The organism is Acinetobacter sp. F-1, assembly GCF_022869025.1.
Taxonomy (GTDB): domain Bacteria; phylum Pseudomonadota; class Gammaproteobacteria; order Pseudomonadales; family Moraxellaceae; genus Acinetobacter; species Acinetobacter pseudolwoffii.
Genome location: NZ_JAJKFX010000010.1, coordinates 108245 through 132894, shown reverse-complemented (window position 1 = coordinate 132894; position 24650 = coordinate 108245). Strand labels below are relative to the sequence as shown.

Sequence of the window (24650 nt, the reverse complement as noted above, 5' to 3'; positions counted from 1 at the left end):
AACTTTCGAGTCCCTTTTGTGTTTTTTAGATTAGTCGTTAATACGCTACAAATTATTTAGATTTTCCCGGTATTTTTAGATGGATCTGCTGACTTTCTTTAATCACCTCCATCACCGGATAACTGCGCGTCTCCTTGATTCCAGGCAATTGCCACAAGATCTGACCGGAAATTTTGCGAAACTCATCCATATTGGCACAGCGGATTTTTACCACAAAATCGAAACCGCCACTGATCATATGGCATTCGATAATTTCCGGAATTTGTCGTACTGCATGGGAAAATTCTTCTAAAACATTCGGCGTAGTTTTATCAAGTAAAATCTCTACAAAAACCACAAAGGCGTTATTGAGCAGGCCTGGATTCAGGCGGGCTTCATAACCCAGAATATAACCTTCTTTGGTCAGTTTCTGCACCCGCGCAAGTGCCGCGGTCGGTGACAAATTCACCAGTTCAGCCAGTTTAATATTGGATAATTTGGCATCGGATTGTAATAAACTCAGGATACGGATATCTATACGGTCTAGGCTCAAAGAAGGACGCTGCATTAGAATTATTCTCTAAAAAATATAAAAACTATAGTGAGATATTCGTCAAATATTCTGTGATTATAGATTAAAACTCGTTAGCCCCGCTAGATCTGATTGCAGCAGTACAGGATGTCACTATGCCGACCACACTAAGCCCAACCTATGGTTCAGATGCCATGAAGCAGCCAAATTACGTCACTGAATTTGAAGACAAAAATAAATACGAACAACGCATCAATACTGCATGGCGTCGTGCAGAGACCGAATGCGTCGAAGAGCTATTGGCGCATAGTGAAATTTCCTCCGAACTCAGCGACAAGATTCAGGCACTCGCCTTTGATCTGGCACATTCACTGCGTGAACGTAAAAGCTCAGGCGGCAAGGCCGGCATCGTACAGGGATTATTGCAGGAATTTTCTTTATCTTCCCAAGAAGGCATTGCCCTGATGTGTCTGGCAGAAGCCTTATTGCGGATTCCGGACAAAGCCACGCGTGACCTGTTGATCCGCGACAAGATCAATCAGGGCAGCTGGAAAGAACATCTCGGCCAAAGCCAGCTGATGTTTGTCAATGCTGCAGCCTGGGGCTTGATGCTGACCGGCAAACTGATGGAAACCCCACAGCAAAAAAGCCTGTCCAGTCTGTTAACCGGCATTTTGGCGCGCAGTGGTCGTGGGATTATTCGCAAAGCCGTCGATGTTGCCATGCGCATGATGGGCGAACAGTTTGTGACGGGTGAAACCATTGATGAGGCGCTGAAAAATGCAGAACGTCTGGAAGAAAAAGGCTTTCGTTATTCCTATGACATGCTTGGTGAAGCAGCACTGACCGATCCGGATGCGGAACGCTATTATCAGGATTATCAGCAAGCGATTCATGCCATCGGACAAGCCTCGCAGGATAAAGACGTTTATGATGGCCCGGGCATTTCCATCAAACTCTCTGCCCTGCATCCGCGTTATCAGCGCGCACAGATGGATCGTGTACATGATGAACTGTATGGAAAAATGCTTAAACTCGCGGTCTTGGCGAAACAGTACAATATCGGTTTAAACATTGATGCCGAAGAAACTGACCGTCTGGAAATTTCCTTGCAACTGCTTGAACGCCTGTGTTTTGAGCCGCAATTACAAGACTGGAAAGGCATTGGCTTTGTGATTCAAGCCTATCAAAAACGCTGTTTCTATGTGGTGGATTATATTGTGGATCTGGCCAAACGTAGTCAGAAACGCCTGATGATTCGTCTGGTCAAAGGTGCCTATTGGGACAGCGAGATCAAGAAAGCACAGATTGAAGGCATGTCGGACTATCCGGTATTCACTCGTAAGGTGCATACCGATCTATCTTATATCGCCTGTGCGCGTAAATTATTGGCTGAACCGGATTATATCTATCCGCAATTTGCCACCCATAATGCACAAACGGTGGCCACGATTTACCAACTGGCGCAACCTGAGCAGTATTATGCGGGTCAATATGAATTCCAGTGTCTGCATGGCATGGGCGAACCCTTGTATGAAAATGTGGTGGGCGACAAATCGGCGAATAAACTCGGTGTCCCTTGTCGCATTTATGCGCCAGTCGGCAATCATGAAACCTTATTGGCTTATCTGGTGCGTCGTTTGCTGGAAAATGGCGCAAATACGTCTTTTGTCAACCGGATTGCCGACAAAACCCTAAATATCGAAGATTTGATTGAGAATCCACAACAAACGATTTTAAAAGCTGCACAGCAGGAAGTCATGATCGGTGCCAAGCATCCGCATATTCCTTATCCGCAAGATCTGTATGGCACACGTATTAACTCATCGGGTCTGGATCTCGCCAATGATGCAGAGCTGAGCGCCTTAAATGAAGTCGCTGCCAGCCTGAAAAACACACAATTTCAGGCAGCAGCCATGGGAACGGCGTTTACAGTGACCGACACAAGTAACGCAGTGCAAATTATCAATCCGGCACAACATCAGGATGTAGTCGGTACAGTCTATGAAGCGACTCAGGAACAGGCTGAAATTGCCTTAACGCAAGCTGTCAATGCACAAGGTTTCTGGGCCAATTTGCCAAAAAATGAGCGAGCAGCCTGCTTAAATAAAGCCGCGGATCTGATGGAACAGCGTTTGCTGACACTGATGGTGATTCTGTCCCGTGAGGCTGGGAAAACCTATTCCAATGCCATTGCCGAGGTCCGGGAGGCGGTAGATTTCTTGCGCTACTATGCCGGTCAGATGTTGGATTTAGCTGAAAATACACAGATTCAACCTTTGGGTACCGTGCTGTGTATCAGTCCATGGAACTTCCCGTTGGCAATTTTTACCGGCCAGATTTCAGCAGCGCTGGTCGCGGGCAATACCGTTATTGCCAAACCGGCAGAACAGACCCCGCTGATTGCTGCACAAGCGGTGCAGATTTTATGGGAAGCGGGCATTCCGCAAGACGTCTTACAGCTCTTGCCGGGTCAAGGTGAAAGCATTGGTGTGCAGCTCAGTGCGGATTCACGCATTCAGGGCATTATGTTTACCGGCTCAACCGAGGTCGCCCATATTCTGCAAAAAACTGTAGCGGAACGTCTGAACCAGTTTGGCGAAAGTGTGACCCTGATTGCTGAAACCGGCGGTCAAAATGCCATGATTGTCGATTCATCTGCATTAACTGAGCAGGTGGTGCTTGATGTGGTTAATTCTGCCTATGACAGTGCCGGCCAGCGTTGTTCTGCGTTGCGTGTGCTCTGTGTGCAAGAAGATAATCTGGATGCTGTGCGCACGATGCTCAAAGGTGCCATGCAGCAGTTAAGAGTCGGCAATCCGATTTTATTAAAAACCGATATTGGTCCGGTGATTGATCTTGAGGCCCAGCAAAATATTCAGACGCATATTCAGCAGATGCGCAGCAAAGGTCACAAAGTCCATCAACTGATGTTTGACCAAGATGAGACTGAATTAACCCAAGGCACCTTTATTCCGCCAACATTGATTGAACTTCCAAACCTGAACGATCTGGAGCGTGAAGTCTTTGGTCCGGTGCTGCATCTGATCAGCTATAAATATGGTGAACTGGAACAGTTATTGGAACAGATCAACAGCAAAGGCTATGGTCTGACCATGGGCTTACACACACGTATTGATGAAACCATACAAACCGTGATTGCGCGAGCAGAAGTCGGTAACTTGTATATCAACCGTAATATCGTCGGTGCAGTTGTGGGTGTTCAGCCTTTCGGTGGTGAAGGCTTGTCCGGTACTGGCCCTAAAGCTGGTGGGCCGCTTTACATCTACCGTTTAATGCAGCAGCTTTCCGAGAAGAAACTGGCGCAGCCTTATGCCATGCGATCTGATCAAGCCCCTATTGAACACAAACCAGTCCAGGAATTTAAGGCTTGGGCCTCTAAAACTTTCCCCACAATCTCCTTAAAAGCACCCAGCCAGATTGCGACCGGACAAAGCTTTAGTTTGCAAGGTCCAACCGGCGAAGAAAACCAGTACATGATCTTGCCACGTGAAAGTGTTCTATCTTTGGCGCACACCGAGCAAGACCAGATTCAGCAAATTTTGGCCATTTTATCGGTCGGCAGTCGCCCTGCAGTATTGGCTGAAAATACTTTTGTGCTGAAATATCTACAAACAATGCCAAAAGCAGTTGCTGCCCGATTCAAAGTGATTCAAGACATTGAAAGTGGGGAATTTGATGCTGTATTACATCATGGTGATGCTGCGGAATTGATTGATTTACAGAAGCGTATTGCGGCTCGAAAAGGCCCCATTGTAGGAATCACGCATTTAAACTCAGGCAATCATGACATTCCGGTGGAGCGATTGGTGCTTGAACGGGCCATTAGCATCAATACGGCAGCAGCCGGTGGCAATGCCAGTTTGATGACGATGAGTCATCTCTAAATTAATCGAATCATCTTGTCATTTTTCTGTTCATGATTTCCTCTTTACGGCCAAATTTTTCTCCTCAGAGGGTTTGGTCTTTTTTATGCAGTTTTTAAAGCCGCTCAGCCACAATAGGCTTAGGCAGATCAGCAATTATTTGCTACCATTTGCGCTTTAAAATATTTGCGACTTCTTACTGCATATGACTTCATCTTATCAGCAACAACTCGATGCCAAAATTGAACGCATCAGCGCTCAGTTTGCCGAATATCAACCACCTGCCCTCGAAGTATTCCAGTCTCCTGAAAAATATTTCCGCATGCGTGCTGAATTTCGGATCTGGCATACTGAGGATGACATGTTCTATGCCATGTTCGAGCGCAATGAAGATCAACAGAAAAAAGTCATCCGCATTGATGAATTTCCGGTTGCAGACCTCAGCATCAATCAGTTGATGCCTAAATTGCTGCAAGCGCTCAAAGCAAATCCGTTATTATCGACACGTCTGTTTGAAGTACATTTTCTGGCGACCTTAAGTGGTCAGGTTCTGGTTTCTCTGATTTATCATCGTAAACTGGATGAAAGCTGGGAACCGGCAGCCAAAGCACTGGCAGAACAGTTAAATATCAAGTTAATTGGCCGCAGCCGTGGACAGAAGTTTGTCCTGTCTGATGAGTATGTGGTGGAAGAACTTTCTGTTTTTGATCGTACCTATCAATACAAACAGATCGAAAGCAGCTTTACCCAGCCGAATGCCCAAGTCTGCCAAAACATGCTGGAATGGGCATGTGATGCGGCAGAGCAATCTGATCAAGATTTGCTGGAATTATATTGTGGTAATGGTAACTTTACCCTGCCACTCTCGACCAAGTTTCGCCGTGTTCTGGCAACCGAGTTAGCCAAATCTTCAGTCTATGCGGCTGAGTGGAATATTGAGCAAAACCAGATTGAGAATATTCAGGTCGCGCGTCTTTCTGCAGAAGAGTTCACCCAAGCTTACAACGGCGAGCGTGTTTTCCGCCGCCTGCAAGAAGCCAATATTGATCTTGCGACTTATGACTTTGATACGGTATTTGTCGATCCACCGCGTGCCGGTATTGATGATAAAACGCTTAAACTATTACAGCGCTTCCAACGCATTATTTACATTTCTTGCAATCCAGACACATTGCATGACAATCTGAAACAGTTGTCTCAAACCCATAAAATCAGCAAATTCGCCATGTTTGACCAATTTCCATATACGCACCATGTAGAAACGGGAGTATTGTTAGAAAGAAGATAAAGAATTTGTTTCAATTTATTTTCTTGTTACAAAAAAGGAGTTTTTCGAAATTCCTTTTTTTATATCTTAAATCATTAACTTAATAACAAATTATCATTTGTAAAGCTAAAAATATCGTTAGCTCTTTGAGCTTCAATCGGAAATTTTAAAGACCAACTGCTGCTTTTATCACATAGGTCCTATTGCTTTATTTATTTAATTGGCTATATTTCACTCTATGTTAGGTTGTTGTATGAAGGCTCTATGAGTTTTTGGCAAAAGTTGTTTTCTGTGGAACAACACAATGAACACAAGAATCAGATTGCTTGTGTAGAAAATGATTGCTCTTTCAAGACAAATGAACAGCTTCTTGAAGCTTTGTCTAAAGCAACTGATGAAGAGATCATCATCGGAATCAAAAAGGTTCTTGTATCACGCGGCTATAGCCGTAAGGAACTGAATGAACTTCAACACTTGCCCTTGCAGTAATCGGCAAAGGCTCTAGCTTGATCAAAAAAAGCACTTGTGTAACCAGGTGCTTTTTTTATATCTGTCGCTTTAATTACATTGAAGAAGAACCAAACTTAGAGAGTTCAATTGTATAAATCCGACTACACAACCTTCTGCCTTCTATTGAGTAATTGGTAATAAATCTGAACACTTCTTCCTCTCACTTTTTCTGATTTTATTGAAATGTAAAAGTTAGCTTAGGCTATTTATGGGTGTTGCTGAACAGATGTTCATCTGAATTCTGCCATACAGGTGATCAAGTCACTTGCTGCATACGCCTATTGCTTGTCTGCCTAAACTCAAGCAAAGCGTCGATTAATTTAGCAAAAGGCAGTACACTTGCTATTAAACTACAATGCTTTTTTAAATGGCTTAATTCTGATATGCAACAGACTAAACGGTTTCCCATAGGAGCACATCTTATGGTTAAACATTTCGGTTATACCCATCATGGGATATACGCTGGACGTGGTCGTGTTATTCATTATTCGGGCTTTGCACATTTATTTAAGAAACGCCCCATTGAAATAACCTCTATTGAAAAATTCAGTCATGGCAAAGCGATTCATGTGCAACATTATGACTCGGCGAAATATAAAGGCCGTAAAGTTGTGCGTCGCATGCGTTCCAGAATGCATGAAAATAATTATCATTTAATTATCAATAATTGCGAACATCTGTGTACTTGGGCGATTACTGGCGTAGAAAGCAGCCCGCAAGTGATCTATATGATGAATCGCCTGACCACGATTGGTTATATCAGCTCGATGATGAGCTTCATGAACAGCATGTTCCTGACTCTGACCACGACGAGTTTTGCCTTGGCCTTGTACATCAAGAAGAAGCTTAGAGATAAAGCCAATCTGCGTTTGCAACAATACCGTGAATTGCAAGATCAGGCTAAAACGAAAGTGTCAGACCTGACTAATCTTAAACATCGTTAATTTAAAGCTCAGCCTGCCGATGATTTTTTGTTAGTAAGAAATTTTGAGTTCGGGTTTAAACTTTGATATTAAAAGGAACAGATCAGGTTAAATAACCTTTTTTGGCCTGAATCGCTTCAGGTAAACCTTTACCCAAAGAGCTTAAGGTTTCCCGTTCTACCAGTCGTACCATTGAATCGAGTGGCAGATCATTATCCTGTAGCCCAAAAGGCTCTTCTAGCTCAGCACTGAGCTCATCTAGGCCTAAGAGCATATAAGCAATCAACCCGACCAGAATCGGCGTCCACAGGCCCAGATTGGCCTGCAAACTAAAAGGTAAAATAAAACAGAACGAATACACTGCACGATGTAACAGTACCGAATAAGAAAATGGCAATGGCGTCGACAGTATCCGGTCACAACCGGCCTGAATATTGCCCAAGGCCACAGTATGCTGATTCAAATTGTTATAAATAATATCGCTGATGTTGCCCTGCTTATATTGCTGAACCAACTCCTTTTGCATCTGTTCCAGCACCCATTGTGAAGGATTGATTTGCACGAGCAACTGATCGAATGCCATATTTTCAAAATGCGTGGTTGTTTGGTAATGCTGAATACTTTGTACTTGCTGTCTGAGCCGGTCACGCAACAGATGGCTAAACAGCATCATGCGATATAACAAGACCTCGCGGGTCTGATCATCCAGCACATGGCTGTCCCGGCATAAATGACGTGTGGTGGCGATTAGCGCTCCCCAGAGCTTGCGCCCTTCCCACCAGCGCTCATAACATGCCGTATTTCTAAAGCTGAGAAAGATCGAAAGAATCACACCAAAAATGGTAAAGCCGATTGCGGGTACGGCAGGAAGATTCACAAAATGTGCCTGACTCAAATAGACCAGTAGGCCGGAAATAAAGACCACCAAGACTAAAGCCGGCAATACCTTAGGCAAAATTGTGCCCTGCCAGGCAAACAGTAAACCGATACTATTGTTTTTATCACGCACAATCATGGCATTTTCCCTGCTGTATTGAAAAAGCCCAACCGAAGTTGGGCTTTTAATATCTGATTTAAACCTGATTATTTGCCTGGCTTGAAACTGTCTTTCAAGTCAAGAATACGGTTAAATACTGGTTTCTTGCTATTATGATCGTATTGATCGGCAACGAAGTAACCTTCACGCTCAAACTGGAAGCGATCTTCCGGTTGAGCTTGCGCCAATGCCGGCTCAATCACGGCTTGAACCACCTTTAAGGATTCAGGGTTCAAGTTGGCCAGGAAGTCATCACCCACTTCAGGATCCGACTCAGTGAACAGACGTTCATAAATACGGACTTCGGCAGGCACACCTTTAGTCGCAGATACCCAGTGAACCACACCTTTCACCTTGCGGCCTTCAGGATTCTTACCCAAAGTTTCAGGATCAATCGAACATTTCAGCTCAACCACTTCACCATTTTCATCTTTAATGACTTCATCACATTTGATCACATAGGCATGACGTAAACGTACTTCACCACCTGGAATCAGACGTTTAAAGCCTTTTGGTGGTTCTTCCTCAAAGTCTTTACGGTCAATAAACAGCTCAGTGGTTAAAGGAATCACGCGCTCCCCCATATCCACGTTCGGATGACGTGAATGGGTCAGATCCATATCTGCTGGCAAGTTACTTAAGGTCACTTTCAGTGGATTTAACACGGCCATACCACGCGCTGCAGTATTTTCCAGAGACTGGCGGATGCAATATTCCAGCATCGCGACATCCACAATACTGCCATCCACTTTCGATACACCGACACGCTGACAGAAATCACGCAGACCTTCAGGTGTAAAACCACGGCGACGCATACCGACTACGGTCGGCATACGTGGATCGTCCCAACCATTCACATGAGCACCTTCAACCAGTTTACGTAATTTACGTTTCGAGGTGATGGTGTAATCCACGTTCAAACGGCTAGATTCATACTGACGTGGCACAGATGGTGATTTAACCTTTGCCACCACCCAGTCATAGAACGGACGGTGATCCTGGAACTCTAATGTACAAAGCGAGTGAGTAATGCCTTCAATCGCATCAGACAATGGATGCGCATAGTCGTACATTGGATAAATTTTCCATGTATCGCCTGTCTGATGGTGCGCTGAATGCAAGATACGATACAAGATCGGATCACGCATATGTACGTTCGGTGAGGTCATATCGATTTTAGCGCGTAAAACAGCCTGACCTTCAGCATATTCACCGCTACGCATCTTCTCAAAACGTTCCAGATTCTCTGCAACAGTTGCATCACGTTGTGGCGAGTTCTTACCCGGCTCGACAAAGTTACCGCGGTTTAAACGGATGTCTTCGGGGCTTTGTAAATCCACATAGGCATCACCCTGTTCAATCAGCTGAACCGCCCATGTATAAAGTTGATCAAAATAGCTCGATGCATAGCGCGGCTCGCCCTCCCACTGGAAGCCCAACCATTTCACATCATTGGCAATACCATCAACATATTCCTGTTCTTCAGCATCCGGATTGGTATCATCAAAACGAAGATTACACACACCCTGGAATTCTTCAGCAATCCCAAAGTTCAAGCAAATTGCTTTCACATGGCCAATATGTAAGTAGCCATTTGGCTCAGGCGGAAAACGCGTGACGATCTGTTGGGTACGACCAGCGGCTAAATCATCCGTAATGACCTGACGTACAAAGTCCAAGCCCGGTTGTTGTTCTTGCTGCTGCACTGAATCGACTGCATTGTTCTTTTGGGTCGGGTTCTCGGGCAGAGATGTCACAACATCATTTGGCTTCATGATCAATCATTCACTTCTAAAGTTAAAAAGGGATTAACGAATATTTAATCGCACAGGTTGTACGCATATTCATTATCAAAGTTCCTTAGTTTAACTAGAGGTGAATAATCTCTCAACCGCTAACTATGGTATTTGATTTCAATTCACCCATTTTAAAAAATGAAAATACGGCGAGTTGCCTGAAACTAAAATATCAGTGCTTGTACAAGCAGTAAAATCATTAATTTACGCCAATTCAAAATAGGGTGCCTGATAGGGCAATATCTGAAATGCCTTGATAAATCAACGTATAAATAAGGTACTATTTTTATGCTTTTAACAAAGAAAATAATGTTTTTACTTGCCTAGTCGATTGTAGTTTGCTTATGCTTCACTCATTCAGAAAAAACCATGGCACTCGTCCATGATTAGGAGATTACACAATGAGTTTTCCTCAAGTCGAATTAAACACCAATAAAGGTCGTATTGTTCTTGAACTCAATGCTGAAAAAGCACCTAAAACAGTGGCTAACTTTTTAGAATATGTGCGTGACGGTTTTTATGACGGCGTAATTTTCCACCGTGTGATTGATGGTTTCATGATCCAGGGTGGTGGTATGGATGAAAACTTCAAAGAAAAAGCGACCCGTGATGCAATCGAAAATGAAGCAGACAATGGCTTAACTAACGATTTGGGCACAATTGCCATGGCGCGTACGCAAGCTCCACATTCTGCATCTGCTCAATTCTTCATTAACGTTGGCAACAACGCATTCCTTAACCATTCTGGTAAAACAGCACAAGGTTGGGGTTATGCAGTATTTGGTAAAGTGACTGACGGCATGGACATTGTCAACGAAATTAAAGGCGTTCGTACTGGCAACCGTGGCTACCACGCTGATGTTCCACTAGAAAATGTGGTTATTGAGTCTGCAAAAATCATTTCTGAATAATTAATCTCCCTAAATCCCTCTTTAAAAAAGAGGGACTTTCCTTCCTGAACAAAATTTAAAGCACTGCTTTAAATGAAGTATAAGTAAGGGAGGTTAGGTGGGATTAAAAAATAAGGAAAAGATTCGTGACCTATCTGTTTATCTCAGATTTACATTTGTCACCTGATCACCCTCGACTTGTTCGGGGGTTTTTAGATTTATTGACCGAATATCAAGATCAAAATACCCGATTGTATATTTTGGGTGACTGGTTCAATGCCTGGGTCGGTGATGACTATACAGCCCCATGGCTGGACGAAATTGTCACTGCCTTAAAACAGTTTATTCAGGCTGGCAATCAGGTATATTTTCAGGCAGGCAACCGGGATTTTGTTCTCGGCAGCAAGTTTTTAGCTCAATTTGGCGGAAAGCTACTTCCTGAGATAGACCAACTGAACATTGCAGGAACACGTTTTCGCCTGGAACATGGTGATGCACTGTGTACCGATGACATCGCTTATCAGCGCTTTAAAAAGATTATCCGGCATCCACTTCTACTAGGCTTATTAAAGCGTACACCGCTGTCTTTCCGTAAAAAACTAGCCAATGGTTTTCGTCAGCAAAGTCATCAGGCGCAGCAGTTTAAAAGCTATGAAGTGATGGATGTTAATGATCAGGCCGTTGAGCTGGCATTACAAGACCTTGACGTATTGATCCATGGCCATACGCATCGCGCAGCCATTCATCCGCTAGGTCAGAAAAAAAGAATCGTACTGGGTGACTGGAAGGAAGACAGTGCCGAGATACTGGAAATTCAGGAAAACCAAGATTTCGAGACCCTAAAACTAAAAAAGTGGCGATATTAATCGGCCACTTTTTTTAAGATATGTGTTTGCTTAGCACAGACGATAAAGCTTATTCACACCGGTATAGAAACTTTTACCATCAAGGTTAAACAGAATTTCTTCACCTGTTTGTAGCTGGATCATTTTTCCAACTTCTACCCAGATAAAACCATCCTGAGTGTTTTGCTTACGCTTTAAAGGAACCAGTTTAACATTAATTTCGCCACCATTTACGGCTGTAGCGGTATGCCATTCATTTAATATATTCAAAATATTTACTCATAAAATGAGCTTTTTGTGACTGTACAAAGAGATTAAGAAAACCAAATTTGTATAATAATTCTGTAGTTACTAGATGTTATTCAAGCTCAAGCTTGAACCAAAAGTGAATCACAATTAGCTAGAAATAATAAAAGCGGGAACTATACCCGCTCGAAGTATCTATAAGCATACATGCTTATTTAATAGAAAGCAAACATACATTGTCATTACAAATAAAGATTAACCCTATTCTTTTAAATAATTATTTTGCACACTTTATCAGCGCTATTCTCTAAGCTGTTTTTCGTACAAATTGTTCCTCTTTGTGGCGGTTCATTAACATTCACTTGGATTTAAATAACCAGATTATTCCTGATTGAGAATAAAAATCTCTACAGCCTATTCACTCAGCTTCATTTCTGGCATTTTACAGTCCAATCCACCACGCGATTTGCTGCCAGGTCTTCAGTTTATCTTTAAAATAATTGTAAACCGCATTCACTGCCCCATTTGCACATTGCCGGCGATACTTACTCTTCCACGCTTCTTGCTAAAAAATGCCAATAGACAAAAACCGGGTTTTCATCTGATTCAACACTAAGTTTTGCTTGAATCTATATCAAGATCATTAAACAACAGACTTTGCCTGATGCTGTTTTATTGTAATAATCTCCAGATCTGAAAATTTTATAGATCCAGAGCATCTACCCTCATTTTATTTAAAAAAATTGGAGTCCATTGATGGATTTACTCAAGATCACACAGACCCGCTATGCCACCAAAGCCTATGATCCTAGCAAGAAAATCCCGGCAGCCCAGTTTGAACGTTTATTAGAAGTTTTGCGTTTTGCACCTTCTTCGATCAATATTCAGCCTTGGCATTTTTTTATTGCCGATCATGATGCCACCAAACAGCGCATTGCCAAAGCTTTGATCGGTACTTATGCCTACAATGCACCCAAAGTTCTGGATTCTTCACATACTATTTTATTTTGCACCAAAGCCGATATTAATGAGCTGCATCTGGAAAACTTACTGAATCGCGATGATCTCAGCGGGCGTTTTAAAGATGAATCGGCCAAAGAAGGCCAGAAAAATACCCGTGCAGGCTATATTCATTATTATCGTAATGAAAAAGGTGATATTCAGCGCTGGGCTGAAAATCAGACCTTTATTGCGCTCGGTCAGATGCTGTTGGCTGCCGGAATTGAAGGTGTCGATGCCACACCAATTGGCGGCTTTGATGAAGAGATAATTAGTGAAGAATTACAACTCGCAGAACAGGGTTTAATTCCCTCTGTCTTGCTGACTTTGGGTTATCGCAGTGAAAATGACTTCAATGCCAAACTGCCGAAATCACGTCTACCCGCTGAAGACATTTTCACCAAACTGTAAGGATTTTATGCTATAAAAGGGGCCAGGCGCCCCTTTCCATATCAGTTCGGGCCTATTTTTTGCTTTATTTAATTTACCATCTAATAGAATAACAATAGAGGTCATCTATGTCGCTCCTTACCTCCAAATCCCTGAAATTTGCATGCCATCATTGCGATAAAATTTATCTCCAACACTATAAAGATCAACAGCATTGTTATCCGCACTGTCCTGACTGCCAACAGGCGGGTTTACTGCTTGGACTGGCCGAAGCAGGCGACCTGCTCCGGCATCCGATTGAATTTGCATCTTCTTATGTCAAACAGACATTGCATAAGCTAGGCAAATCACACTAGTCAAGCCTAGCAGCAACCCTACAGTACTTGCAGGTTTGAGCCGCTCTTTAAAGAATACCAGACCTGCAATGACTCCAAACACCACCACCAGAATATTCATGCCGGCGAAGACGATCGCAGGTGAATCCTTGAGCAGCATATGGGCTTTGACATAGAAAGCAATATTGGCAAAATTCAGGACACCCAATAACAGACCAGCGCCTATATTCTGCATGGAGCCCAAGCTTTTATATTTGAATAACAGATAGCCCATCGAAATGATCAGGGCACAAACAAACATCAGATTCAGCGCCACGGCGAATTGCAAACCTAGACTGGTCGTATATTTCAACAATACATCAATCAATGCATAACCGACCCAGACCAAGCCCAGATACAACATGCCCTGACTGCCCTGTCCTGTACTCTGTCGATGTGAAAACAGGATGCACAGCACTGCGCCAATACCTAAAGCGATCCCGAGTATTTTCAGCTGATTAAACTGTTCCTGAAAAATAAAATAGGCCGCAGCCAGTGACAAGACTACAGAAAGTCGCTGGGCAATTTCGGTTTTTAAAATTCCAGCCGTTTGTAAGGCTTTGGCCAGAAAAAGGAATATGCTCGGAAGTAAAATACCCAGAGCCAAAATAAGTAGCCAAGGCGTCTGAGACATTGAAATATGTTGAATATCAGGCTTGAACCAGAAAAAACACAAGAGACTGGCTGTCATATAGTTCCAGCTAATCATGTGTATCGGACTCAATCCCTTATTTTTGGCGACTTTTAATAATATTGAGACCGCAACGCTACATAGCGCTGCTGCGAAAATCAGTTCCATATGCTGCTCTTATTCTTGGTCTTTATAGGTCTACAAAAAAGCCCACATTTGCAGTGGGCTTTTTTTATAAATGATTCACTGGGAACTATTTATAGTATGACACCATTTTTTCTAAAGAAATTGGGCGAATCTTGTCTGCATTACCTGCAGTACCAAAAGCTTCATAACGATCGATACAGATTTGCTTCATTGCGTCTACAGTTGCGCTGAAGAATTTACGAGGATCGAATTCGCTTGGTTTTTCTGCCATCATACGACGCATTGCACCGGTAGATGCTAAACGCAAGTCAGTATCGATGTTGATCTTGCGCACGCCGTGTTTGATCGCTTCAACCAGCTGTTCAACCGGAACACCATAAGTTTCCTTGATGTCACCGCCATACTGGTTAATCACTGCCAACCATTCTTGAGGCACAGAGCTTGAACCGTGCATGACAAGATGCGTGTTTGGAAGTGCTGCGTGAATTTCTTTAATGCGGTCAATCGCAAGAATATCACCTGTAGGTGGACGCGTGAACTTGTACGCACCGTGTGAAGTACCTACTGCAATCGCAAGCGCATCAACATTGGTATCAGCAACGAAACTACGTGCTTCTTCAACTGAAGTCAGGAGTTGAGAATGATCCAGTACACCTTCTGCGCCTACGCCATCTTCTTCACCTGCCATACCTGTTTCAAGGCTACCCAAACAACCGATTTCACCTTCAACAGATACGCCACACGCATGTGCCATTTGAACTGTACGGCGAGTCACATCAACGTTATATTCATATGAAGTTGGTGTTTTACCGTCTTCACCCAGTGAGCCGTCCATCATCACTGATGAAAAGCCTAACTGGATTGAACGTTGACAAATGTCAGGGCTCGTACCGTGGTCTTGATGCATTACCACTGGAATATGTGGCCATTCTTCAATTGCAGCCAAAATCAGGTGACGCAAGAACGGAGCACCTGCATATTTACGCGCACCCGCAGATGCTTGTACGATAACAGGTGAATTGGTTGCATCTGCTGCAAGCATAATTGCACGCATTTGTTCTAAGTTGTTTACGTTAAATGCTGGTACGCCGTAAGCATGTTCGCCGGCGTGATCCAAGAGCTGGCGCAATGAAATAAGAGCCATAATATCCTCCCAGTGAATGCCACATATTCTACATGTTCAAAGGTTTCAATTCAGCAACAAATAACACTATTTAAAAAAAATCCCTGCTTTTGCAGGGATTTTGTCTCACATGCACTGGATTAAGGTGCTACAGGCTCAGAAGTCGCTGTAACTGACTGGTCTGCAGTTGCTTCATCTGCTGGCGCATTGGCAATTTCAGCTGGAATATCGGTATTTTTTTCATCTAAAACTGGCTGGTCAATGGCATCAATCGCTGCTTGCTGCTCTGGTGTTATAGTCTCATTGGCTACTGCTGCCGAGCTTTCTGTTTCAGCGACCGGTGCATTTTCCTGTTTCGCACATGCAGTCAATGCCAATGATGCAGCGAATAAAGCTGCCAAAGTTAACTGTTTTTTCATCACGTGATCTCATCATTTGGTGATTTAATGACTGCATCTTATGACAGATTTATTGCATTTTCATGACGAAGCCATGAAGGGTAAGTTTTCATTGTCAAAAAAATGACATAAAAAAGCTGGCACTTGGCCAGCTTTTTAGCTTAGGACATGCAATCAAGCACGTTCTAAGAGTACCGCAACTGCAGGAAGGGTTTTACCTTCAACGAATTCGAGGAATGCACCACCACCCGTAGAAATATAGCCAATTTTATCTGCTACTTCGTACTTGTCGATTGCAGCCAATGTGTCACCACCACCCGCGATCGAGAAACCGGCAGATTCAGCAATCGCTAAAGATAAAGTTTTGGTACCTTCGCCGAATTGATCGACTTCAAACACACCCACCGGGCCATTCCAGAGAATGGTTTTAGAGGTTTTCAGGATTTCTGCAAATGCTTTTGCAGTTTCTGGACCCACATCCAGAATCATGTCGTTATCAGCAACATCGGCAACATTTTTCACAGTTGCTTTCGCAGCAGCCAATGAACCCAGGAAATCTTCAAAGTTGATTTCAGAAGCATCGGCAACCACAACGTCAGTTGGAAGTGGCACTGATACTTTTGCAGCAATGGCTTTTGCAGTATCGATCAGATCTTTTTCACACAGTGACTTACCAACGTTATAGCCTGCCGCAGCAAGGAAAGTATTGGCAATACCACCACCCACGATCAATTGATCGCAGATGTCAGACAGTGAAGTCAACACATCAAGTTTAGTCGATACTTTAGAACCCGCAACAATTGCCACCATTGGCTTTTCAGGTGTCTTAAGTGCACGGCCTAGTGCATCAAGTTCAGCTGCCAATAAAGGACCTGCTGCTGCAACTTTAGCAAGACGCGCTACGCCTTCAGTCGATGCTTCTGCACGGTGCGCTGTACCGAATGCATCCATCACGAATACATCACACAGCGCTGCATATTTTGCAGCAAGTTCAGGATTGTTTTTCTTCTCACCAACGTTAAAACGGCAGTTCTCAAGTAACACAACTTGACCCGGCTGAACCTCAACGCCATCTAGGTAGTCGGTAAATAGTTTTACGTCTTGACCCAAAGCTTCAGTCAAGTAAGCCGCTACAGGTGCAAGCGATTGTTCAGCTTTAGGCTCACCTTCAACCGGACGACCAAGGTGAGAATACACCATTACTGCAGCGCCTTTTTCAACTGCTGCTTGAATGGTTGGCAATGCTGCACGAAGACGCGCATCGCTGGTGATCACACCATTTTTAACAGGAACGTTTAAATCTTCACGGATCAGAACACGTTTACCTGCTAAATCGAGGTCAGTCATACGCTGAAAGTTCATGTAGAGCTCACTTTATAGATATTAAAACCAGCCGATTTTAAATGATTATGCAGAAAAAGGTTAGCATCTTTTGCAGAAAACATTCTGAATGCCAAAGTTTTGTTATGATAGAAAAAAGCTTCTTTTAGATTCAGTGCCTATGTCGATACATCCTGATCCAAATCTTAACCGTTTGAACGTGTTAGGTGAGCCTTTATCAAGCTGCTGCTTCGATCCGATTACCGGTTATTTCCGCAATGGCTTTTGCCATACTGCGACCACTGATCTGGGGCAGCATACGGTATGCGCGCAGATGACCTCAGAATTTCTGAATTTTTCTCAAAAAGTCGGTAATGACCTGATTACGCCTTTGCCCGAACTGGATTTCCCGGGCCTGCAACCTGGCGATTTCTGGTGTATCTGCGTAACGCGCTGGGTCGAAGCCTATGAAGCAGGTCAAGCACCTCCAATCAAGCTGCAAGCCTGCCACAAAGCTGTTCTGGCTTATGTACCGTTAAATATTCTTGAGGAATATGCTGTCTAATGAATTCTGCACAGATTATCTTGGCATCATCCAGTCAAACCCGCAAAGCGCTGATGGATCGTCTGCATATTGATTACATTTCCATGGTACCGGATATCGATGAATCTCCTCGCGGGGAAAATCACGCAGATGATCTGGCACAACGACTGGCTTTCGAGAAAGCCAGATATATTGCCGAACAGAATCCTGAAGCGATTGTGATCGGCTCGGATCAGGTGGCATGGCGTGAAGGTGCACCGGATATTTTTATTGGCAAACCGTTAACGACTGAAAAAGCTATTCGCCAGCTGCAAGCCAATTCGGATAAGATTGTCTATTTCAGTACGGCGCTCAGTGTGCAGCAACAATCGACGGGTTTCGAGCAAACGCTGATCGAACACTATAAAGTCAAGTTTCGTAAACTTTCTCAGGCCGAAATCGAGCGCTATGTCGAAATTGAACAGCCGTTACATTGTGCAGGCAGTTTCAAATGTGAAAGCCTCGGTATTAGCTTGTTTGAAGAAATGATCGGACAAGATCAGACCACGCTGATGGGCATGCCGATGATCAAGCTCTGTCATATTCTTCGTGAATTAAAAATTTTGGTTCCTTAATCTCCCATTTAAATTCAGGCTGTAATCTATGTCTCAACCTTTAGACGTATTAGGCGGTATTACCGCTGAACAATTCCTTAGCGAATACTGGCAAAAGAAACCTTTACTGGTGCGTAATGCGATGCCTGAAATCGCCAGTTTGCTTGAACCCAATGATGTGATGGAACTTGCGCTTGAAGAACATGTCACTGCCCGCCTCATCAAGCAGAAAGATCGTGATCCGAATCAATGGAACGTGAAATCTTCGCCTTTACTCAAAGCAGATTTCCAGAAAATGCCAAAACTCTGGACACTTTTGGTTCAGGCTGTAGATCACTATTCATTTGACCTGTCGGCGCTTTGGAAAAAATTCCCGTTTATTCCACAATGGCGTCGCGATGACATTATGGTGTCTTATGCTCCACAAGGCGGTTCAGTCGGCAAACATTTCGACTTCTATGATGTATTTCTGGTACAAGGCCATGGCCACCGTCGCTGGCAGCTTGGGCAAATGTGTGATGCCGAAACGGCATTCGTTCCAGGTCAACCACTTAAATTATTACCTGAAATAGAAGTGAACTTTGATGAAGTGCTGGCACCTGGCGACTTGCTCTATGTGCCGCCTGGTCTGGCTCATTACGGCGTGGCTGAAGATGACTGCCTGACTTATTCATTCGGTTTCCGCATGCCAAATATCAGTGACATGATGGATCGTGTCGGGGATAAATTCTCTGAAAATGAAACGCTGCGTAACCCATTGCTGGATATCATCCGTGATCAAGTCGGTGCTATCGGTGAAGTGAGCAGCAATGAGCTGGAATATCTGAAAGAACAGATCATGCAGCAACTGCATAATTCCAATGTTCTCGAAGATGCCATCATGAGCTTGATGTCCGAACCTAAATATCCTGAAAACCTGCCTGAAGCAGAAGAAATCGGTACAGGTGATCTGGAAGAAGCACTCGATCAGGGCTATAGCCTGATGCTTGAACCTGCGTCACGCCTGCTTTATACTGAAACGGACGGCGACGTTCTGTTCTGGGCAAATGGTGAGGGTGTGTGCATCTCTGAGACATTTACCGCAAAACTCAAACAGCTTGCAGATGGTGAAGCGCTGTTATTCGGTGAAGACTTCGCTGATGAAGAAATTCTGGAAGATGTTGCTGCATTATTAAATGAAGCCGTGTTGATGCTGGTTCCACCGCCAGAAGACGAGTAATCTTTCCACGGTTCTATTTAGGCAATAATTTTAAGAGGATCACATGATCCTCTTTTTTATTTTTAGAGTCTAGAATTCTAGCTACTTAAGGCTGATAAAGTTCCAGTACCACCCGAATCAGCGTATTTCCTTGCTCGGACTCAATCTGAAACACGCCTCCCATACGTTCGACCCGCATTTTCATGCTGCGCATCCCAATACTCAGACCATTTTTTTGCACTATTTCAGCATCAAACCCAACGCCATTATCCTGAATACTTAAGGTGAGTTGATGTGGCAGAAAATATTCCAGACTAACTTTCGCCTGACTGGCCTGACTGTGCTTAATGATATTGGTCAGACTTTCTTCGACCACCCGAATCAGGGTCAAACATTGCAATGCGGTCGGTTCACGCTGCCAGACTTTTGGAAATAACCATTCAACCTCAATATTTATCTCTTCCAGCAACTGGGTAAAACGATAACGTACCGGGGCAATCCAAAGTAGCGGGGTTTCCGGTACTTTATTTTCGATAGACGAACCACTATCAATGATTTGTCTGAGATCATCTCTAAGCAATTTCAGCATAGAAAGAAACTGTCGGTTGGGAATGCTGTCAGTACTCTGATCGACCAGAATCATAGAGCGCACAATCGAGCCTCCTAGCCCATCATGCAGTTCATGCGATAAGTTAATCCGCTCCTGTAAGCGGACATTATCCAGCTCCAGTTGATGTTTATCGTTCAGGCTTTTATTCAGATCAGCGCTGACCTGCTGGACTTTACGTTCTAACTGGCTATTAAATTTTTCGATTTTCCTGACATTACGATTCAACCGCGTGGCCATAATCAGCACCACAAACAGGGTAATAATTGGTGAGGTATAGGGTGATAAAGGTGAAAAATCACTAATTGCCGTTTGACTTAAAATGATCAGATCTACGATTACACATAACAAAATCCCCCAGAGACACAGCATCAGGAAAAGATATTCCCCATTGCGGGTTTTAATTGCGTAATAGCTCACATAAATAATACAGCTTATAAATAATCCCACATAGAAAATAAATGCTGTGCCCAGTATCTGCCCCAGATAATCCAAGGAACTCATCACAATCAGCAGAGCAAATAAAAGCGTGATCAGGATAAATCCCCGCTCCACATACTTAAATCTCTGTTTTAAAAAGCGGATCAAATACAGACTAAAACAGTGGATATAGGCAATAAAACAAAGCATATTGGCTTTGCTGGCCGCGATGCTGGAGCGAAACGGAAAGCTTTCTGTGGTCAGCACATTGGAAATAAACAGAATCCATAGGAATGAACTGAGTGCCAGCCAGCCAAAGGTGGTTTCTGAACGTCGAAATTGCCAGACAATGAAGCAGATGATCCCAATCATTGCTGAGAAAATCATATTCATCTGAAACAGCGTGCGGCGATCCCAGATTTCGCCTAAATGCTTCTGGCTATTGACCAGCACATTATTAAATTCAATTTTACCCAGTCCGGCGTTCTGAAAACTATAACCCTGTACATAAACCAGAATTTCATTGCTGTCCTTGTTTAAGCCACTGATGGGCAAAATCCAGTAACGCGGCATATTCCAACTTTTTGACAATGGTTCTTGCAGGTGCTGATCTGACCAGAGTAAATCACCATTCAGGAACACGGCGCCAGCCGAATTAATATAATCAATGGAAAAGGCAATCGGTTCTGCAAGACGAATATTGTCTTGGCATGACCAGTTCCAAACAATTTTATACCAGGCCCCACCATGATAATCTTTCCAGTTACGCTGCCAGTTATCCGGCAAACGTACGCTTTGCCAGCCCGATTTCGGCATCTCGGTAGGACCCTGAGCCTGAACCTTCTGAATATAGTCGATCTTCACCTGACAAAGATCATTAATCTGAAAATGGCTTTGCGCCTGACTCATACCACTTAACAGACACAGCCAGCAGCAAAAGAGCAAAATACCGATCCATTGCAATCTCTGTCGCTGCCTGCTTCCAGAACGAGCTGGATGCATCACAGAATTCCTAAATGCCGTGCGGTACTGACTGCCTTGGTACGCCGACTGACCGAGAGTTTCCGGTAAATATGCTTGATATGACTTTCGACGGTATAACGTGACACACAAAGTTGCTCGGCAATCTCTCGATTACTCAGGCCTTGTGCGACCAGTGACAGAATTTCTTTTTCCCGATGGGTCAGCACTTCCTGCTCGGCATCCGAGTGGTTGCGTTCGACTGGTGGTGATGAAGCAGGTATAGAAATCTGCTTGAGAATTTCCCGCGCAATAAAAGGATCAATTGGCGCGCCACCCCGTAAAATACTGCGGATCGCCAGAGTGACCTCCACATCATCGCGTTCTTTTAATACATAACCGGTGGCACCCGCCTGAATTGCGGTAAATAAACTGTTCTGCGTACTCCAGGCCGAAACCACCAAAATCAGAGTTTGTGCGTCATTTTCGCGAATTTTTTCAATAATCGAAATCCCACTTCCATCCGGCAGCCCCAAATCGACCAATGCCAGTGAAATCGGCTGTTGTTTTAAAATGAAATATGCTTCTTTAAGATTATTGGCAAAGAGCAGAACATCTTCGCTATAGCCCAAATTGGTTAATATAATTTTTAAACGTCGTTGAATGACATACTCATCTTCAACGATTAATACAGGTACTGGCAAGACTGCCTCTAGTGCTGTCATAAGCACGCCCCTTATATTTATTGTTATGTCACCTTGAAGAGTAAAATATAACCAAAAAAACTCTAAAAATCATGATTTATTTCATTTTTATGCTATTTCTTTCTAGCCTCATAGGGATATTCTAAATACCGTCTGCTTAAAACCAGCATAAAAAAATGCCATCTACGCAGTGAATGGCATTTCTTAAGCACAATTTTAGAGTTTTAATAGGCTGAATATTTTAAGCGGCGCCGTATTGCTGTTTTAAATATTTTACAATCTCAGCTGATTCAAACATATTCACGCCTGTATTTGGATCGACCAGATAAGGAACCTGAATATTATTTCCCATCATTTCAAATAAATGTTCACGCTTCCCGCCTGGTAGTGGTTCATATTTCCCCGGTCTTAAGCGCAACTTGGCTGGCCCATAATCCTGCCAGCGTTCTTTGGCGACATTGTGAAAAATAAAGGGAACTTCCAGCTCACTCAACACGGCGCGTACGATCCGGGTATAAGGACTGGCCTCAAAACCCCATAATTCTAGTAACTGTTCAGGTGTTGGCCGATCCTTGATCTTGGGATTCACCATTCCTCCGCGTAAACCGTTGATGACTGTGCCAGCAATTGCAGCCACCGGAATTTTGGGATAGTGAGCATATTTTTTGGGTGTCTTGCCTGTTTTGCCATAGTGCTTGAACAGATGATGAATAATATCTTGCGATTCATAAAGTCGATCGCCCGTATTTTCATCTACCAGAAATGGAAACTGGAGTTTTCCGCCTAATTGCTGAACTTCGGGACGAAAATGAGTACCACCCCGTGGACATGGATAGACTTCATAATCCAGATTCAGCAAAGTCATGACTTCACGCACCCGGCGACAAAATGGCGAACCCTCATATTCATAGAGCTTTAAGGCTTTTTCAGGCTGATTCGGAAATGGTGTACCGACCATGCCACGTCCACCTTGAGCGACTGCAGAGGCCAAAGCTTGTGCAACTTTAATTTGATGACCCAACATAATATTTTCCTGTTTTTGTTTTATTCAACTGAAAGACAGAATCTAAGCATCCTGTCTTTCGCGGTATAGATCAGTTTTGTTGTTATTCTTTAATGTAGCACTTGGCCAATTAAGCCACTAAGGCTGTTTTAGAGACCACAATGCCATTATTGTCTGCATAGACATAATCGCCAGCATTAAACGTGACTCCACCAAAACAGAGGGAGATATCCACCTCACCCACGCCCTTGCGATTGCTCTTTTGTGGAATAGCCGCCAAGGCATGCACACCAAGGTCTAATTCAGCAATCGCATCGACATCACGCACACAACCATAAATAATCACACCATTCCAGTGATTTTTGACCGCAGATTCCGCAATCAGGTCACCCATCAAGGCACAGCGCATCGATGCACCGCCATCGACCACCAGTACCTTGCCTGTTCCATCTGTGGCCAGTAACTCTTTCACCCGGGAGTTATCTTCAAAACATTTCACCGTCACAATCTGACCGCCAAAAGTTTTCCGGGCCCCATAACTCTTAAAAAATTTACCGTCCAGACAAGGTGTCACCACTTGAAGCTCTAATTCCGGATGATCATCTAATAAGTCACAGGTGACAAATGCTGCTGTAGACACGGTGTTTCCCCTCATTTCATTTTTTGTATGCGTAAATTATCATAAATTTCAAATTTTACCGTCTGAGTCAGCGCGGCCTCGACCATAGTATGAGCTACCTGCTCGGCTGTCACTGGCTTATAAGCAAAACCATCCGGAATAAAACGCGATATTTTATGATAAACCTGCTGTGCGGCATCCTCCAAAAAACGCTGCTCAGGACGTTCGCCAATTAATAATGAAGGCCGAATCAGGCTGATTTTATCCAGACTCAAGGTCTGTACATATTCTTCTAGCTGGCCTTTAACCTGATTATAATAAAAATGAGACTGGGAGTTGGCGCCCATCGCGCTCAACAGCAAGTAATGCGCTGAAGTCTGTTGCAGCAATTCGGCAAAATGGGCATTAATAGTATAATCAATATTATAAAAGGCCTGCTTGGATCCGGCTTGTTTCATGGTACTGCCCAAACAGCTAAAACCGTGACTGTGCTCGCTGACATCCTGATCATTCAGCATCAGAAAATCTTCAAGTACCAATTGCTGGACTTTATCCAAACTATCCAGATCATTTTGATATTTTCTGACCACTGCAGTAATATGCTGGCAAGTTGGCTCGTCTTGCAGACGTTTTAAGAGTTGTTTTCCCACCAAACCGGTGGCACCTATGACGATGGGATGAATCAGCGATTTAGTCATTTTTTATACGA

24 protein-coding genes are annotated in these 24650 nt (G+C 43.6%); 11 read left to right on the top strand and 13 right to left on the bottom strand.

Features of this window, described 5'->3' with window-relative positions; genetic code table 11:
• Positions 1-52 precede the first annotated feature (52 nt).
• Positions 53-547: an Lrp/AsnC ligand binding domain-containing protein gene (locus LOZ91_RS10760; RefSeq protein ID WP_159515803.1), complete on the bottom strand. Its 495-nt coding sequence runs from the start codon at positions 545-547 to the stop codon at positions 53-55.
• 119 nt (positions 548-666) lie between these two features.
• Here LOZ91_RS10760 and putA point away from each other — a divergent pair, with 119 nt between their 5' ends.
• The 4 genes from putA (at position 667) to LOZ91_RS10740 (ending at position 7119) form a co-directional block, all read left to right on the top strand.
• A complete protein-coding gene (putA, locus tag LOZ91_RS10755; protein ID WP_244783184.1) occupies positions 667-4419 on the top strand; it encodes a trifunctional transcriptional regulator/proline dehydrogenase/L-glutamate gamma-semialdehyde dehydrogenase in 3753 nt (1250 codons plus the stop codon).
• A gap of 184 nt (positions 4420-4603) precedes the next feature.
• Positions 4604-5686, top strand: a complete 1083-nt coding sequence (gene trmA / locus LOZ91_RS10750) for a tRNA (uridine(54)-C5)-methyltransferase TrmA (protein WP_244783183.1) — start codon at positions 4604-4606, stop codon at positions 5684-5686.
• A 243-nt stretch (positions 5687-5929) separates the two neighbouring features.
• A complete protein-coding gene (locus tag LOZ91_RS10745; protein ID WP_005096749.1) occupies positions 5930-6154 on the top strand; it encodes a hypothetical protein in 225 nt (74 codons plus the stop codon).
• Between the two features lie 404 nt (positions 6155-6558).
• Complete coding sequence (locus LOZ91_RS10740) at positions 6559-7119, top strand: lecithin retinol acyltransferase family protein (RefSeq protein ID WP_034608524.1); 561 nt, start codon at positions 6559-6561, stop codon at positions 7117-7119.
• 82 nt (positions 7120-7201) lie between these two features.
• Here LOZ91_RS10740 and LOZ91_RS10735 read toward each other — a convergent pair whose 3' ends face one another.
• Both LOZ91_RS10735 and LOZ91_RS10730 read right to left on the bottom strand, forming a co-directional pair.
• Positions 7202-8113 (bottom strand): bestrophin family protein, encoded by a 912-nt coding sequence (locus LOZ91_RS10735; RefSeq protein WP_005096746.1) that lies wholly within the window; start codon positions 8111-8113, stop codon positions 7202-7204.
• A gap of 68 nt (positions 8114-8181) precedes the next feature.
• The gene (locus LOZ91_RS10730; protein ID WP_005171137.1) at positions 8182-9909 is read right to left on the bottom strand and encodes a glutamine--tRNA ligase/YqeY domain fusion protein; all 1728 of its coding nucleotides are present in this window, start codon (positions 9907-9909) and stop codon (positions 8182-8184) included.
• Between the two features lie 422 nt (positions 9910-10331).
• Between LOZ91_RS10730 and LOZ91_RS10725 the strand changes: the two genes are divergently transcribed.
• Positions 10332-10841: a peptidylprolyl isomerase gene (locus LOZ91_RS10725; protein WP_005171140.1), complete on the top strand. Its 510-nt coding sequence runs from the start codon at positions 10332-10334 to the stop codon at positions 10839-10841.
• Between the two features lie 125 nt (positions 10842-10966).
• The gene (locus LOZ91_RS10720; protein WP_244783182.1) at positions 10967-11686 is read left to right on the top strand and encodes a UDP-2,3-diacylglucosamine diphosphatase; all 720 of its coding nucleotides are present in this window, start codon (positions 10967-10969) and stop codon (positions 11684-11686) included.
• Positions 11687-11716: 30 nt separating this feature from the next.
• On the opposite strand, the gene LOZ91_RS10715 is transcribed toward LOZ91_RS10720, so the two are convergent.
• Complete coding sequence (locus LOZ91_RS10715) at positions 11717-11935, bottom strand: hypothetical protein (protein WP_005096740.1); 219 nt, start codon at positions 11933-11935, stop codon at positions 11717-11719.
• A gap of 732 nt (positions 11936-12667) precedes the next feature.
• Between LOZ91_RS10715 and nfsB the strand changes: the two genes are divergently transcribed.
• A complete protein-coding gene (nfsB, locus tag LOZ91_RS10710) occupies positions 12668-13321 on the top strand; it encodes an oxygen-insensitive NAD(P)H nitroreductase (RefSeq protein WP_100357137.1) in 654 nt (217 codons plus the stop codon).
• 107 nt (positions 13322-13428) lie between these two features.
• A complete protein-coding gene (locus LOZ91_RS10705) occupies positions 13429-13656 on the top strand; it encodes a hypothetical protein (protein ID WP_180085301.1) in 228 nt (75 codons plus the stop codon).
• On the opposite strand, the gene LOZ91_RS10700 is transcribed toward LOZ91_RS10705, so the two are convergent.
• From LOZ91_RS10700 to LOZ91_RS10685, 4 genes are all read right to left on the bottom strand, one after another.
• Positions 13619-14473, bottom strand: a complete 855-nt coding sequence (locus tag LOZ91_RS10700) for a DMT family transporter (RefSeq protein WP_244783181.1) — start codon at positions 14471-14473, stop codon at positions 13619-13621. The two genes, LOZ91_RS10705 and LOZ91_RS10700, sit on opposite strands and share 38 nt — an antisense overlap.
• Positions 14474-14558: 85 nt before the next feature.
• Positions 14559-15596 carry a class II fructose-bisphosphate aldolase gene (gene fba / locus LOZ91_RS10695; RefSeq protein ID WP_074382846.1) on the bottom strand — a complete coding sequence of 346 codons (1038 nt, stop codon included), beginning with the start codon at positions 15594-15596 and terminating at the stop codon, positions 14559-14561.
• Positions 15597-15715: 119 nt separating this feature from the next.
• Positions 15716-15994 carry a hypothetical protein gene (locus LOZ91_RS10690; RefSeq protein ID WP_005171152.1) on the bottom strand — a complete coding sequence of 93 codons (279 nt, stop codon included), beginning with the start codon at positions 15992-15994 and terminating at the stop codon, positions 15716-15718.
• Positions 15995-16147: 153 nt separating this feature from the next.
• The gene (locus LOZ91_RS10685) at positions 16148-17335 is read right to left on the bottom strand and encodes a phosphoglycerate kinase (protein WP_074382847.1); all 1188 of its coding nucleotides are present in this window, start codon (positions 17333-17335) and stop codon (positions 16148-16150) included.
• A 139-nt stretch (positions 17336-17474) separates the two neighbouring features.
• Between LOZ91_RS10685 and LOZ91_RS10680 the strand changes: the two genes are divergently transcribed.
• Genes LOZ91_RS10680 through LOZ91_RS10670 form a run of 3 tightly spaced genes read left to right on the top strand, consistent with a single transcriptional unit; the run spans position 17475 to position 19649 of the window.
• Positions 17475-17858, top strand: a complete 384-nt coding sequence (locus LOZ91_RS10680) for a DUF2237 domain-containing protein (protein WP_004279857.1) — start codon at positions 17475-17477, stop codon at positions 17856-17858.
• Positions 17858-18451, top strand: a complete 594-nt coding sequence (locus tag LOZ91_RS10675) for a Maf family protein (RefSeq protein ID WP_004729833.1) — start codon at positions 17858-17860, stop codon at positions 18449-18451. The genes LOZ91_RS10680 and LOZ91_RS10675 overlap by 1 nt, the downstream gene beginning before the upstream one ends.
• Positions 18452-18479: 28 nt before the next feature.
• Positions 18480-19649, top strand: coding sequence for a cupin domain-containing protein (locus LOZ91_RS10670; RefSeq protein WP_244783180.1), 1170 nt, complete (start codon positions 18480-18482; stop codon positions 19647-19649).
• A gap of 85 nt (positions 19650-19734) precedes the next feature.
• Here LOZ91_RS10670 and LOZ91_RS10665 read toward each other — a convergent pair whose 3' ends face one another.
• The 5 genes from LOZ91_RS10665 to LOZ91_RS10645 all read right to left on the bottom strand — a co-directional run bounded on the left by LOZ91_RS10665 (position 19735) and on the right by LOZ91_RS10645 (position 24639).
• Positions 19735-21657, bottom strand: coding sequence for an ATP-binding protein (locus tag LOZ91_RS10665; RefSeq protein ID WP_244783179.1), 1923 nt, complete (start codon positions 21655-21657; stop codon positions 19735-19737).
• Positions 21657-22340 carry a response regulator transcription factor gene (locus LOZ91_RS10660; protein WP_005096728.1) on the bottom strand — a complete coding sequence of 228 codons (684 nt, stop codon included), beginning with the start codon at positions 22338-22340 and terminating at the stop codon, positions 21657-21659. Before LOZ91_RS10660 ends, LOZ91_RS10665 begins: the two co-directional genes overlap by 1 nt.
• Before the next feature lie 220 nt (positions 22341-22560).
• A complete protein-coding gene (locus tag LOZ91_RS10655) occupies positions 22561-23343 on the bottom strand; it encodes a glutathione S-transferase N-terminal domain-containing protein (protein ID WP_074382852.1) in 783 nt (260 codons plus the stop codon).
• A gap of 109 nt (positions 23344-23452) precedes the next feature.
• On the bottom strand, positions 23453-23962 hold the full coding sequence (gene rraA, locus LOZ91_RS10650; protein WP_005096725.1) for a ribonuclease E activity regulator RraA: 510 nt from the start codon (positions 23960-23962) through the stop codon (positions 23453-23455).
• Positions 23963-23973: 11 nt separating this feature from the next.
• Positions 23974-24639: an NAD(P)H-binding protein gene (locus tag LOZ91_RS10645; RefSeq protein ID WP_005171169.1), complete on the bottom strand. Its 666-nt coding sequence runs from the start codon at positions 24637-24639 to the stop codon at positions 23974-23976.
• Positions 24640-24650: the final 11 nt, after the last annotated feature.